The sequence below is a fragment of the Streptomyces sp. ME02-8801-2C genome, assembly GCF_033793965.1.
GTDB lineage: Bacteria > Actinomycetota > Actinomycetes > Streptomycetales > Streptomycetaceae > Streptomyces.
On the sequence record NZ_JARAXP010000002.1, the window covers coordinates 71,310 to 84,427 of the forward strand.

Consider the following 13,118-nt stretch of genomic DNA (forward strand, 5'->3'; position numbering starts at 1 on the left):
TCGGCTTCCATCGGCGCGGCCGGTAGTTCCGGACACGATTTATTAAGCATCTAGCTAATTGCGAAAATTGGCAATTCTGCAGATGGGGGAGTCTTCGAGTAGCCCTGCCGGTCTGACCGGGCTTACCGGCGACGTTACCCGGCGACGCCCGCCTCGGCGTCGGCGTCCGTGTCGCTCAGGCCCAGTCGCAGGTGCTCCACGTGGTAGACCGCCTGGTCGAGGAGCTCGGCGACATGGTGGTCGTGCAGCGCGTACACCACGGAACGCCCGCGCCGCTCGCCGACGACCAGGCCCAGGTTGCGCAGCAGTCGCAGCTGGTGCGAGCAGGCTGACTGCTCCATCCCCACCTCGGCCGCCAACTCCGTCGCCGGGAGCGGCCCTTCACGCAGCCGGGCCAGGATCAGCAGCCGGGAGGGCGTGGAGAGGGCCTGGAGAGTGGTGGCCACTTTCGCGACGTTGTCCGCGTCGAGGCGTACGCGCTCGGCGGCGTCCTGCGCGGTGGTGACGGCTCCATGACCCATGGCCGTATCCTACTCATCACACATGAAAGAATGAATGAGTGTTCATGCGTTCCTGTATGGTGTGCGGGTGTCCGTCACTCTCACCCCCACCCCTGCCGCCCCGTCGCCCACCGCACAGACCGCGCCTCGCCGCCCCACCCGCGTCCTCGCGCTCCCCGAAGCCCGCTGGGCCGCCGCGGCCACGGCCCTCTTCCTGCTCGCGCTGCCCCTGCAACTGACCGGCGCGCCCGCCTGGACCTGGGGTCCGCTCTACGCGCTGGCCTACGCCACCGGCGGCTGGGAGCCGGGCTGGGAAGGTCTGAAGGCGCTACGGGAACGGACCCTCGACGTCGACCTGCTGATGATCGTCGCCGCCCTCGGCGCCGCCGCGATCGGCCAGGTCATGGACGGCGCCCTGCTGATCGTCATCTTCGCGACCTCCGGCGCCCTGGAGGCCCTGGCCACCGCCCGCACCGCCGACTCGGTCCGCGGCCTCCTCGACCTGGCCCCCGCCACCGCGACCCGGGTGACTCCCGACGGACATGAACTGACCGTCCCGGTCGCGGAGTTGACCGTCGGCGACACCATCCTCGTACGCCCCGGAGAACGCGTCGGTGCCGACGGCCGCGTCCTGGACGGCGCGAGCGAGGTCGACCAGGCGACCATCACCGGTGAACCACTGCCCGCGCCCAAGGAACCGGGCGACGAGGTCTTCGCCGGCACCCTCAACGGCACCGGCGCCCTGCGCGTACGGGTCGAGCGCGACGCCTCCGACTCGGTGATCGCCCGGATCGTGCGCATGGTCGAGGAGGCGTCCGAGACCAAGGCGCCCACCCAACTGTTCATCGAGAAGGTCGAGCAGCGCTACTCGCTCGGCATGGTCGCCGCCACCCTCGCGGTCTTCGCGGTACCGCTCGCCTTCGGGACGGACCTCACCGACGCCCTCCTGCGTGCCATGACCTTCATGATCGTGGCCTCGCCCTGCGCGGTCGTGCTGGCCACCATGCCGCCGCTGCTCTCGGCGATCGCCAACGCCGGGCGCCACGGTGTTCTGGTCAAGTCGGCGGTCGTGATGGAACGCCTCCGACAGGTCGACGCCGTCGCCCTCGACAAGACCGGCACGCTCACCGAGGGCACGCCGAGGGTGACGGACCTGCGGCCGCTGCCCGGATCGGACCTGGGCGAGGACGACCTGCTGGCCCTCGCGGCGGCGGCCGAGCACCCGAGCGAGCATCCGCTGGCTCGGGCCGTGGTGGAGGCGGCGCGTGAGCGCGGGCTCACGATGACGGCACTCGTGGCGGACTTCGCTTCGACGCCCGGAGTGGGCGTGACGGCGGTCGTCGACGGGCGCACGGTCGCGGTGGGGGCGCCGGATCGGCTGGGGGTGGCGGCCGGGATGTCGGCCGGCTCGCCAACCTGGCGGCTGGTCAGGGAACTTGAGGCGTCCGGTCGTACGGCGATCCTTGTCGTCCTCGACGATGTGCCGGCCGGGGTGCTCGGGCTCGCCGACCGCCCGCGTCCCGGCGCCGCCGCCACCGTCGCCTCGCTCACCGAACTCACCGGCACCGCACCCGTGTTGCTGACCGGCGACAACGCGCGCGCCGCCGCCGTACTGGCCGCCGAGGTCGGGATCCAGGACGTGCGGGCTGGGTTGCTTCCCCAGCAGAAGCTGGACGCCGTGAGGGAGTTGGAGGAAGCCGGACGCAGGGTGATGGTCGTCGGGGACGGCGTCAACGACGCCCCGGCGCTGGCCGCCGCCCACACCGGCGTGGCCATGGGCCGGGCCGGTTCCGACCTCGCGCTGGAGACCGCGGACGCGGTGATCGTGCGGGACGAGCTCACCGCGGTGCCCGCCGTGATCGCCCTCTCCCGGCGCGCCGGACGCCTGGTCGTGCAGAATCTGGTGATCGCCGGGGTGTGCATCGCGGGCCTCGTCGCCTGGGACCTGATCGGCACGCTGCCGCTCCCGCTCGGCGTCGCTGGCCACGAGGGCTCGACCGTCCTCGTGGGCCTCAATGGGTTGCGGTTGCTGCGGGAGCGGGCTTGGACCCAGTGAAGGCTCGGAAAGGGGGATCGGAAACGGGGGAGTGGACCAGCCGGTGAGCCACTGAGCCACTGAGTCAGGAGCTACTGAGTCAGTGAGTGAGCCTGTGCGTGACTGAGTGGTTCACCCAGTTCGAACAGTGATCCGGGCCGCCCCTGTACACGCCACCTCGATGTCGGATTTCCGCCAGCCCACACCCGTCGCATCGTCGATGCTGGACGTATGCGGAACGCCATGCACACGGACACCGAGCGCTGCGTACGTGCCGTCCAGTCCAAGGACGCACGTTTCGACGGCTGGTTCTTCACGGCAGTCACGACGACCCGGATCTACTGCCGGCCCAGTTGCCCCGCGGTGCCGCCCAAGCCCGAGAACATGACCTTCCACCCGAGCGCGGCGGCCTGCCAGCAGGCCGGGTTCCGGGCCTGCAAGCGATGCCGGCCCGACACCAGCCCCGGCTCACCCGAGTGGAACCAGCGCGCCGACCTCGTGGCCCGCGCGATGCGGCTGATCGGCGACGGGATAGTGGACCGCGAGGGAGTTCCCGGTCTCGCCGCCCGTCTCGGCTACAGCACCCGGCAGATCGAACGACAACTCCTCGCCGAACTGGGCGCGGGCCCTCTCGCCCTCGCCCGCGCGCAGCGCGCCCAGACCGCGCGGCTCCTCGTCGAGACGACCGCCCTGCCCATGGCGGAGATCGCCTTCGCGGCGGGCTTCTCCTCGATCCGCACCTTCAACGACACCGTCCGCGAGGTCTTCGCCCTCTCCCCGAGCGCACTGCGCGACCGCCTGCCGAAAACACGCACCGAGACGCACCCGAGCGGTACGAGTGCCGTGGGTGCCGTGGGTGCCGTGGGTGCAGAGGGTGCAGAGGGTGCGGAGAGCGCTGAGAGTGCGGTGAAAGCCGCCGCCGGCACCCCGGCCGCGCTTAACCTCCGCCTCCCCTTCCGTGCCCCGCTCAACCCCGACAACCTCTTCGGCCACCTCGCCGCGACCGCCGTACCCGGCGTCGAGGAGTGGCGCGACGGCGCCTACCGCCGGACCCTGCGCCTCCCGTACGGACACGGCATCGCCGCCCTCACCCCGAAGCCCGACCACATCGCGTGCCGCCTCACCCTCAGCGACCTGCGCGATCTGCCCGTCGCCATCAGCCGCTGCCGCCGGATGCTCGATCTCGACGCCGATCCGGTCGAGGTCGACGAGCAGTTGCGTACCGATCCGGTGCTGGCGCCGCTCGTCGCGAAGGCCCCGGGGCGACGCGTCCCGCGTACGGTCGACGAGGCGGAGTTCGCCGTACGGGCGGTGCTCGGACAGCAGGTCTCGACGGCCGCCGCCCGTACCCACGCGGCCCGCCTCGTCCTGGCGCACGGCGACCCGGTCCACGATCCGGAGGGCGGTCTCACCCACCTCTTCCCGACCCCGCAGGCCCTCGCGGCCCTCGACCCCGAGGCGCTGGCCATGCCGCGCACCCGGCGAACCACGTTCACCAACCTCGTCGCCCAACTCGCTGACGGAACGCTCCACTTGGGTGTCGAGAGCGACTGGCCGGAGACCCGCGCCAGGCTCCTCGCCCTCCCCGGCTTCGGTCCCTGGACCGCCGACGTCATCGCGATGCGTGCCCTCGGCGACCCGGACGCGTTTCTCCCCACGGACCTCGGAATCCGGCGCGCCGCCCAGGAGTTGGGGATGCCGTCGACCCCGGCCGCGCTCACCGCGCGGGCGGCGGCGTGGCGGCCGTGGCGGGCGTACGCGGTCCAGTATCTGTGGGCGACGGACAGTCACCCGATCAACTTCCTCCCGGTATAGGGACATCAGCCAGGACGTTAGGAAGCAAAGTGAAACAGCACGCGGTCATCGACAGCCCGTACGGCCCCCTCACCCTCGTGGCCGAGGACGGCGTCCTCTGCGGCCTCTACATGGTCGACCAGCGCCACCGCCCGCCCGAGGAGAACTTCGGCGGCCGCGACGACACACCCTTCGGGGAGACGGTCGACCAGCTGAAGGCCTACTTCGAGGGCGAGTTGAAGGAGTTCACCCTCGAACTCCGGCTTCCTGGCACCGACTTCCAGCGCAGCGTGTGGGCGCAGCTGTGCCGTATCCCGTACGGCGAGACCCGCTCGTACGGCGAACTCGCCGCCGCCCTGGGCAACCCGAAGGCGTCCCGTGCCGTGGGTCTGGCCAACGGCAAGAACCCGGTCGGGATCATCGTGCCCTGTCACCGGGTGGTCGGCGCCGACGGCAGCCTCACCGGGTACGGAGGCGGCATCGAGCGCAAGCAGCGACTGCTGGACTTCGAACGAGGGGCGGCGCTCTTCTAGGTTCTGTTGTGAAAGTGGATCAAGGTCGTGGATGATCGCTGGTCGTGGGGCGTAGTGATCTGACGGACGGTCAGTGGGCTCAGCTGTTGCTGCCGCATGGCAAGAAGCCTGGCCGGCCACCGACGTGGACGCGTAGGCAGCTAATCGACGGAATAAGGTGGCGGACCCGGACCTGCGAGCCCTGGCGGGACGTGCCCGAACGGTACGGGCACTGGGACCGGGTCTACGACCTGTTCCGACGCCGGCAACGGGACGGCAGCTGGAAGCGGATCTTCGTGCAGCTACAGGCCGAGGCCGACGCGAAGGGCTTGATCACATGGGACGTGAGCGTGGACTCCACGGTCGCCCGGGCTCACCAGCACGCCGCCGGTGCGCGTAAAAAGGGGCCCTGCAGAAGGAGCCTCCTGGCGGCGTCTTCACCGAGCCCGACGACCACGGCCTCGGTCGGTCGCGCGGGGGGCTGACCACTAAGCTGCACCTGGCGGTGGAGCAGGGGCAAAAGCCGCTGTCGCTACTGATCACCGCCGGGCAGCGGCACGACAGCCCACAGTTCCAGCCGGTCCCGGAGGGCATCCGGGTGCCCCGCATCGGCCCAGGCCGGCCACGGGCCAAGCCGGACAAGGTCCGCGCGGACAAGGCGTACGGCTCCCGCGCGAACCGGGCCTACCTGCGCAGACGCGGGATCGGATGCACGCTCCCGGAGAAGGCAGACCAGGTCCGCAATCGCAAGAAACTCGGGGCCCGCGGCGGCCGCCCGCCGAAGTTCGACAAGGACGACTACAAGGAGCGCCACGCGGTGGAGTGCGGCATCAACCGGCTCAAGCGCCGCCGGGCCATGGCCACGAGATACGAGAAACTCGCGGTCCGCTACGAAGCAACGGTGTTGGTTGCGGCCATCAACGAATGGCTGTGACCAGCACGCCTACGACTGGCACGACGGCGTCGAAGCGGTCAGTGACTTGAACAGGTGCACGTCCGCGTGCCCTCCGGGGATACCCAGGGTCCGACCGGTCTCGGCGTAGCCGTGGCGCTGGTAGAAGCCGGGAGCCTGGAAGGTGAAAGAGGAGACGGCGACGCGATCGCAACCGCGTAGCCGAGCCTCCCTCTCGGCTGCCTGCAGGATCCTGCGACCCCACCCGTCCTTGCGGCTGTCCTCGCGAACCCACAGCAGTTCGATGCCACAGAGGCCGCCCCAAGTCCATGCGGCCAGCCCGCCGACCAGTTCGCCTGCTTGATCGGCGACCTTGATCGAGAACGTTCCGCGGTCAGCCGCACCTGTGGCGGCTGTGTTGAAGGCGACCAATTCCTCGGTCAATCGGTCATTGAGGTCGGTGTCGCGCTCGCCGATGGTCAGAGTTGGGCCGGGGCCGTGGTCAGTCGTCACGGCGCGGAGTATGTCAGTCCGTCCGACTCCACACCACGCGATTACTCAGGACCTTGATCCACTTTCACCACAGACCTTAGTCCCCCACTCGCTGATCCCTCTCGTATCCACCACCCCACCTCCCTCACGAACTGCTCCCGTCACGCACCTTGTCGCCCGCCGCACCGCGGCGCATGATGTGAAGCGCTTTCTGTCGCGTTCCTGACATCAGTCTGGTGGGTGTGCCGACAGCGGCGCGCCCCCGAAGGGCGGTAGACGATGGTGTTCACCAGTCGACGGCGCGTACTGCAAGGGGCCGCCGCAGGCGTGGGTGCGGTGGCCCTTCCAGTGGGCGGATCGGCCTCGGCAGCCCAGGCCGAGGCCGCCGGGCGGCGGACTTTCAGCCTGAATCTCGACTGGCGGTTCATCAAGTCGAACGTCGTCGGCGCCGAACGGACCACCTTCGACGACTCGTCGTGGGCCGTGGTCAGCGCGCCGCACACCTACAACGACACGGACTCCTTCGACAACTGGATCGGCAGCTCCGGCGAGTCCTCGGTGGCGATGCAACCGACCTGGTACCGCAAGCGCTTTCAGTTACCGGCGGAGCTGGCGGACCACAAGGTGATCCTCGAACTGGAGGGCATCCGGCAGGCAGCGACGGTCTACCTGAACGGCGTCCTGATCGGCAGCTACGAGGCCGGCGTCACGCCCTTCGGCTTCGACCTCACCGACAAGGTCCTGTTCGGCGCCGACAACGTGCTGGCGATCTGCGCGGACAACACCAAGTGGCGGCCCGAAGCCGCCACCGGGATGCCCTTCCAGTGGGACACCCGGGACTTCAACCCCACCTTCGGCGGCCTCACCAGGAACGTCATCCTGCACGTCGTCCCGAAAACCCACTTCACCCTTCCGCTGTACAGCAAGCTGGGCACCCTCGGGACCTACGTCTACCCGTCCGCCGCCAACGTCTCCGGCCACACCGCGACGATCAACGCGGAGGCCCAGATCAGCAACCAGGAGGACCGCTCCCGGACCCTGTCGGTGTCGGCCGAAGTCCTCGACGAACAGGGCGCGTCGGTCGGCACGCTGCCCGCCTCGACGGTGACCCTGGCAGCCGGGACCAGTCATGTGGTCAAGGTGAGCAACCGGATCAGCAGGCTGAACTTCTGGTCACCGTCGTACCCCGCCCTCTACACCGTGCGGCTGACGCTCGCGGAGGGAACGACGGTCGTCGACACGTACACGGTGCGCACCGGCTTTCGGAAGGCCGAGTTCCGTGGCGGGGCGAGCACCGGCGGTGTCTACATCAACGACCGGCAGATCTTCCTCACCGGGTACGCGCAGCGCGCCACCAACGAATGGGCGGTGCTCGGCGACGCCGTACCCGAGTGGCTGCGCGACCACGACGGGCGGCTCATCCGGGAGAGCAACGCCAACCTGATCCGCTGGATGCACCTCGCCGCACAGCCTGCCAACATCCGGATGACCGACCGGTACGGGCTGGTGTCGGTCCAGCCCGCCGGGGACAAGGAGGCCGACGTCACCGGTGTGCAGTGGGACCAGCGTCTCGCCGCCATGCGGGACGTGATGATCTACTTCCGCAACAGCCCGAGCATCCTGTTCTGGGAGTCCGGCAACAACTGGCTGACCGCCGACCACCAGCAGCAGATGCGCGCCCTCAAGCAGACCTGGGACCCCAGCGGGATGCGCGCGATCGGCTCCCGGGCCACCTCCGACAACTCCGCCTACGGCGGCACGGCGGCCGTGGACCAGTGCGAGTACATCGGCACGATGCTCAACCGTCACTACAGCGACTACGCCCGCGACCGGATGCCGCTCATCGAGTCCGAGTTCACCCGCGACGAGGCCCCCCGCCGCGTCTGGGACACCGCCTCCCCACCCGACTTCGGCTATGTCACCGGCCCGGACGTCACCTACCACTGGACGTCCGAGGACTTCGCCGCCACCGTCGCCGCGAGCACCCGCCACGAGTTCTGGAGCCAGCGCATCCAAGGCCCCGGAAACAGCCGCTACTCCGGGGCGGCGGCCCTGACCTGGGCGGACTCCAACCAGCACGGCCGCCAGTACAACTGGGAGACCTGCCGCCTCTCCGGCCGGGTGGACGCGGTCCGCATCCCCAAGGAGACCTACTACACCCACCGTGTCATGCAGAGCCCGACCCCGGACCTGCACATCGTCGGCCACTGGACCTACCCGGCCGGCACGGTGAAGACGGTGTACGTCATGGCGGCGGGCGTCGCCCGGGTGGAACTGCTGGTCAACGGCAGGTCGATCGGCACGTCCACCTCCCCGCAGTACGACTTCCTGCACACCTTCACCGGCGTCGCGTGGCAGTCCGGCACGATCACCGCCGTCGGCTACGACGCGGGCGGCACCGAACTGACCCGCGCCCAGAAGCAGACGACCGGCACACCGGTCGCCCTCCGCCTCACCGCCCACGTCTCACCCGACGGTCTGAAGGCCGACGGCACCGACGTGGCGATGATCGACGTCGAGGCGGTGGACTCGGCGGGCCGCCGCGTCCCGACCGACCAAGCCCGGGTGGACTTCACGCTCACCGGCCCGGCGAAACTCCTCGGCGGGCACAACGCGGGCGTCCCGCACAGCGTGTTCCAGTCCTACGTCGACACGGAAGCCGGCATCAACAGGATCTTCGTACGCATGACACGCACAGCCGGCCCCGTCACCGTCCGCGCCACACGCGGCGGCCTGGCCACCGGCACGGTGACGGTCACGTCCACCTCTGTCACGACGACGGGGGGACTCACGGAGCTCCCGCCGTCGTGAACTCCGGGTCGTCTAGGCCGCCCCGAACTTCTGCAGCTCGCGCAGCAGTTGGGGCAGGGCCGTGCCGATCGGCTCGCGTACGACCTCGTCGGCCCGGTCGTCGTACGGGGTCGGGTCGGCGTTGACGATGACGAGCCGGGCGCCGTGGTCGGCGGCGACACCGGCGAGACCGGCGGCGGGCTGGACCTGGAGGCTGGTCCCGACGGCGATGAACACCTGGCAGGCCTTGGTGATGGCGAGGGCGTCACCGAGGACGACCGGGTCGAGGCGCTGACCGAACATCACCGTCGCCGACTTGAGGATTCCGCCGCACTTCAGGCACGGCGGGTCGTCCTCCCCGGCCTCGACCCGGGCGAGGGCGTCCTCCATGGGCCCGCGCGCATGGCACTTGGTGCACACGAACTCCCGTGCGGTGCCGTGCAGTTCGAGCACCTTGCGGGACGGCATGCCGGCGAGCTGATGCAGCCCGTCCACGTTCTGCGTGATCACCCGCACCGGCACCCCGGCCCGCTCCAGCTCGGCCACGGCCAGGTGCGCGGCGTTGGGCTCGGCCCGAAGGGTCCGGTTCTGGCGCCGCATCTGCCAGGAACGGCGCCGGATCTCCGGATCGCCCATGTAGTAGTCGTACGTGACGAGCTTCTCGGCCTCGGGATCGCGCCGCCACAGACCGTTCGGGCCGCGATAGTCGGGGATCCCGGAGTCGGTCGATATGCCGGCGCCGCTGAGGACGGCGACGAGGGGCCTGGTCATGTGACCGAGAGTAGGTCTCCGGGTCCCGGGCGGCGACTGGATATCCGCTCGGAAGGCCGCCGCCGAGGCCGTTGCCGCCGTACCCCTGTACGAACGCCCGTCCGGTGTTAATGTCCCCGCATGGCAGCCAAGGTCTCCGTCTCCCTCGACGCCGAACTCGTCGTCGAAGTCATGGTGCTCGCGGGCGTCGGAAGCCCCCAGGACGCCGTCGAGCTCGTCGTACGGGACTACATCGCGCGCGGTCACCGTACGGAGGCCCGGGTCGCCGAGCGCGACGACGCACGGCGGGCGGCGGACGACGTGCGGCCTCCGGACACGCAGGGCTGACACCCGGGCCGGGGAAGCCTCAGCCCACTCGCTCGCCGTTCTCCAGCTCGACCGTCCCCGCGCCCTCCGCCAGGACGTCGAGGGCGTGCAGGACCCGGCGGCCCAGGGAGCCCCTGAGGTACTCGGCGAGCTCCTCGCGCGCCACGAGCCGCCAGGACAGCAGCTCCTCCTCCTGCAAGGTGATCGACTTGAGCTCCTCCTCACCGAGGACGCCACCGTCGTACAGATACGCCACCAGCGGCGGGTGGCCCGCGATGTGGACCCAGTCGACAGCCAGCAGACGGCCGATCTCACGGTCGAGGCCGATCTCCTCGAGGGTCTCGCGGCGTGCGCCCTGGCGCGGGGTCTCCCCGTCGTCCGACTCGATCGTGCCGCCCGGAAGGGCCCAGCCCTCACGGTAGTTGGGCTCGACGAGCAGCACCCGGCCCTCGGTGTCGCGGAAGAGCGCGGCGGCGCCGGACAGGACGCGGGGCAGGCCGGCGATGTACGTGGCGAAGTCTTGAATGGTCACCGGGGAAGCGTAACCAGGGGACGGACGGCGGAAGAGGCCGTCCGGGTCGCGTCACACCTGTGGGTGTCCCAACCGCACGGTCCGTTCCGCCAGTTCACTGATCCGCACTCCGTCGAAACCGAACACCGCGCTGCGTACGGTGTCCTCCAGCGGGTCCTTCCACTGGCTCGGGATCGCCTCCGCGCCGCACAGCACTCCGGCCACCGAACCCGCGGTCGCGCCGTTCGAGTCGGTGTCCAGGCCACCCCGCACGGTCAGGGCGATCGTGCGGGTGAAGTCGCCGTCCCCGTACAGGAGTCCGGCGGTGAGGACGCCGATGTTGGGAATGGTGTGGATCCAGCCGAGCCCGGCGGTCTCCTCGGCGACCGTGGCGAGCGTGTCCTCCCAGGGCAGTCGGGCCTCGTGCAGCGACATGACGCGGCGGACCGTACGGGCCAGGCGGCTGCTCGCCGGGATCACCGTCAGCGCCGTGTCCAGGGCGCGGCGCACATCGGGTGCCGTGAACGCCGCCGAGATCAGCGCCGCCGCGAACATCGCCCCGTACACGCCGTTGCCCGTGTGGGAGAGGACGGCGTCCCGGCGGGCCAGGTAGGCGGCGCGCTCCGGGGCGTCCGGACAGGTCCAGCCGTAGATGTCGGCGCGGATCAGGGCGCCGATCCACTCCTGGTACGGGTTGTCGTACGTGGCGGTCAGCGGCGGCTTGAGACCGGCCGCGAGGTTGCGGTAGGCGGCGCGTTCCGCCGTGAACGTCTGGAGGAACGGCAGCCGCAGCAGCCACAGTTCGCCGACCTGCTCGGTGCTGAAGTCGAAGCCGTGGGTCTCCAGCAGGTCCAGGCCGAGGATCGCGTAGTCGACGTCGTCGTCACGGCAACTGCCGTGGATCCGGCCGCGCACGCACTGGCGCCACTCGGGACGCAGTGCGAAGCCGTCGGTTTCGTCGTCCCCGATCCCGTCCTGGCGGCGGGCCGGAGGCTCGGGCAGGTAGTCCGTGAGGGGCAGGGCGCCGGTGCGTCGCAGATAGCGGTCGATGCGGTCGCGCGTCCAGTAGTCGCCCCGCTCGACCGGCTTGCCGAGCATGTTGCCCGCGATCCGGCCCAGCCAGCCCCCGAGAACGCGGTCGGTCTGTCCGGTGGCGGTGCCCGCAGCGGTCATCTCTCCGGTTTACCACCATCCGAGGCCGGTGGTACCGGCTGTGAGCGGCCGGGAGGGCATGACGGGGCGGGCCTCCTGCGGTTATGGTCGCAGCGGCGCGACTGCCCTGACGAATACGGGGCCGAGAGCAAGGGGAGTACAGGGTGTCGGACGCTGCGGTTACGGCGACGGGAACAGGTGTGCGGGTGGCGCGGGTGCTGATCGCCGCCGACAAGTTCAAGGGGTCGCTGACGGCCGTGGAGGTCGCCGAGCGGGTCACCGCCGGTCTGCGAAAGGCGGCCCCCGGCGTCGAGGTCGAGTCGCTTCCCGTGGCCGACGGCGGCGACGGGACCGTGGCCGCCGCGATCGCCGCCGGATTCGAACGGCGTGAGGTACGGGTCGCGGGGCCGCTCGGACACGAGGTGACGGCCGCGTTCGCGCTGCGCGGCGACACCGCCGTGGTGGAGATGGCGGAGGCGAGCGGGCTGCAGCGGCTGCCCGCCGGCGTCTTCGCGCCGCTCACGGCATCGACGTACGGCTCCGGCGAACTGCTGCGGGCCGCGCTGGACGCGGGCGCGTGCACGATCGTCTTCGGGGTCGGCGGCAGCGCCACCAACGACGGCGGCGCGGGCATGCTGTCCGCGCTCGGCGCGCGCTTCCTGGACGCCGACGGCGAGCCGGTGCCGCCCGGCGGCGGTGGGCTCGGCGGACTCGTCACGGCCGACCTCTCGGGCCTCGACACCCGCCTCGCGGACATCGACTTCGTGCTGGCCAGCGATGTGGACAACCCGCTGACCGGGCCGACGGGAGCACCCGCGGTGTACGGCCCGCAGAAAGGCGCGTCCCCGGACGACGTGGCCGCCCTGGACGAGGCCCTCGCGCACTACGCCAAGATCCTGGAGACGGCGATCGGCCCGAAGGCCGCCCAGTACGCCGCCGCCCCGGGCGCGGGCGCCGCAGGCGGCATCGGCTACGGCGCGCTGGTTCTAGGCGCCCGGTTCAGGCCCGGCATCGAGATCATGCTCGACGTCCTCGGCTTCGCGGAGGCCCTGGAACGCGCCACGCTGGTGATCACCGGCGAGGGCTCCCTCGACGAGCAGACCCTGCACGGCAAGGCCCCGGCCGGTGTCGCGGCGGCGGCCCGGGCCGAGGGCCGCGAGGTCGTCGCGGTGTGCGGGCGCCTCGCCCTGCGCCCGGAGGCCCTGGGCCGGGCAGGTATCCGACGCGCGTACCCCCTCACGGAGATCGAGCCGGACGTCGCCAAGTGCATCGCCGACGCCGGGCCGATCCTGGAGCGTGTCGCGGAGAACATCGGACGCGACTTCCTGGTCTGAGGGTTCACGGGGTCGACACAGCCGGGCTC

General features: G+C 70.7%; 12 protein-coding genes. 7 read left to right on the forward strand and 5 right to left on the reverse strand.

From position 1 onward, the window contains the following. Positions 1–134 precede the first annotated feature (134 nt). The gene (locus tag PV396_RS05005; RefSeq protein ID WP_319200800.1) at positions 135–521 is read right to left on the reverse strand and encodes a metalloregulator ArsR/SmtB family transcription factor; all 387 of its coding nucleotides are present in this window, start codon (positions 519–521) and stop codon (positions 135–137) included. 67 nt (positions 522–588) lie between these two features. Between PV396_RS05005 and PV396_RS05010 the strand changes: the two genes are divergently transcribed. The 4 genes from PV396_RS05010 (at position 589) to PV396_RS05025 (ending at position 5,775) form a co-directional block, all read left to right on the forward strand. Continuing rightward, positions 589–2,556, forward strand: coding sequence for a heavy metal translocating P-type ATPase (locus tag PV396_RS05010; protein WP_416071337.1), 1,968 nt, complete (start codon positions 589–591; stop codon positions 2,554–2,556). A 222-nt stretch (positions 2,557–2,778) separates the two neighbouring features. Then, a complete protein-coding gene (locus PV396_RS05015; protein ID WP_416071361.1) occupies positions 2,779–4,350 on the forward strand; it encodes an AlkA N-terminal domain-containing protein in 1,572 nt (523 codons plus the stop codon). Between the two features lie 29 nt (positions 4,351–4,379). Continuing rightward, positions 4,380–4,862 (forward strand): methylated-DNA--[protein]-cysteine S-methyltransferase, encoded by a 483-nt coding sequence (locus PV396_RS05020; RefSeq protein WP_319200805.1) that lies wholly within the window; start codon positions 4,380–4,382, stop codon positions 4,860–4,862. A gap of 44 nt (positions 4,863–4,906) precedes the next feature. Next, positions 4,907–5,775, forward strand: a protein-coding gene (locus PV396_RS05025) for an IS5 family transposase (RefSeq protein WP_416071338.1) whose coding sequence is annotated in 2 segments (ribosomal slippage) — positions 4,907–5,290 and positions 5,293–5,775 — 867 coding nt in all. Because the reading frame shifts where the segments join, the coding sequence is not laid out codon by codon here. A 9-nt stretch (positions 5,776–5,784) separates the two neighbouring features. Here the strand turns inward: PV396_RS05025 and PV396_RS05030 are convergent. Beyond that, positions 5,785–6,246: a GNAT family N-acetyltransferase gene (locus tag PV396_RS05030; RefSeq protein ID WP_319200809.1), complete on the reverse strand. Its 462-nt coding sequence runs from the start codon at positions 6,244–6,246 to the stop codon at positions 5,785–5,787. Between the two features lie 258 nt (positions 6,247–6,504). Here PV396_RS05030 and PV396_RS05035 point away from each other — a divergent pair, with 258 nt between their 5' ends. Beyond that, positions 6,505–9,036, forward strand: a complete 2,532-nt coding sequence (locus tag PV396_RS05035; RefSeq protein ID WP_319200811.1) for a glycoside hydrolase family 2 protein — start codon at positions 6,505–6,507, stop codon at positions 9,034–9,036. Between the two features lie 12 nt (positions 9,037–9,048). Here PV396_RS05035 and PV396_RS05040 read toward each other — a convergent pair whose 3' ends face one another. Beyond that, positions 9,049–9,786, reverse strand: coding sequence for an SIR2 family NAD-dependent protein deacylase (locus PV396_RS05040; protein ID WP_319200813.1), 738 nt, complete (start codon positions 9,784–9,786; stop codon positions 9,049–9,051). Between the two features lie 120 nt (positions 9,787–9,906). Between PV396_RS05040 and PV396_RS05045 the strand changes: the two genes are divergently transcribed. Beyond that, positions 9,907–10,113, forward strand: coding sequence for a DUF2191 domain-containing protein (locus PV396_RS05045; RefSeq protein WP_319200815.1), 207 nt, complete (start codon positions 9,907–9,909; stop codon positions 10,111–10,113). A gap of 19 nt (positions 10,114–10,132) precedes the next feature. On the opposite strand, the gene PV396_RS05050 is transcribed toward PV396_RS05045, so the two are convergent. Both PV396_RS05050 and PV396_RS05055 read right to left on the reverse strand, forming a co-directional pair. Continuing rightward, positions 10,133–10,624, reverse strand: a complete 492-nt coding sequence (locus PV396_RS05050; RefSeq protein WP_319200817.1) for an NUDIX hydrolase — start codon at positions 10,622–10,624, stop codon at positions 10,133–10,135. Positions 10,625–10,675: 51 nt separating this feature from the next. Then, the gene (locus PV396_RS05055; RefSeq protein ID WP_319200819.1) at positions 10,676–11,776 is read right to left on the reverse strand and encodes an ADP-ribosylglycohydrolase family protein; all 1,101 of its coding nucleotides are present in this window, start codon (positions 11,774–11,776) and stop codon (positions 10,676–10,678) included. Positions 11,777–11,970: 194 nt separating this feature from the next. Between PV396_RS05055 and PV396_RS05060 the strand changes: the two genes are divergently transcribed. After that, positions 11,971–13,089: a glycerate kinase gene (locus PV396_RS05060; RefSeq protein ID WP_319202226.1), complete on the forward strand. Its 1,119-nt coding sequence runs from the start codon at positions 11,971–11,973 to the stop codon at positions 13,087–13,089. The last annotated feature ends 29 nt before the right edge of the window (positions 13,090–13,118 follow it).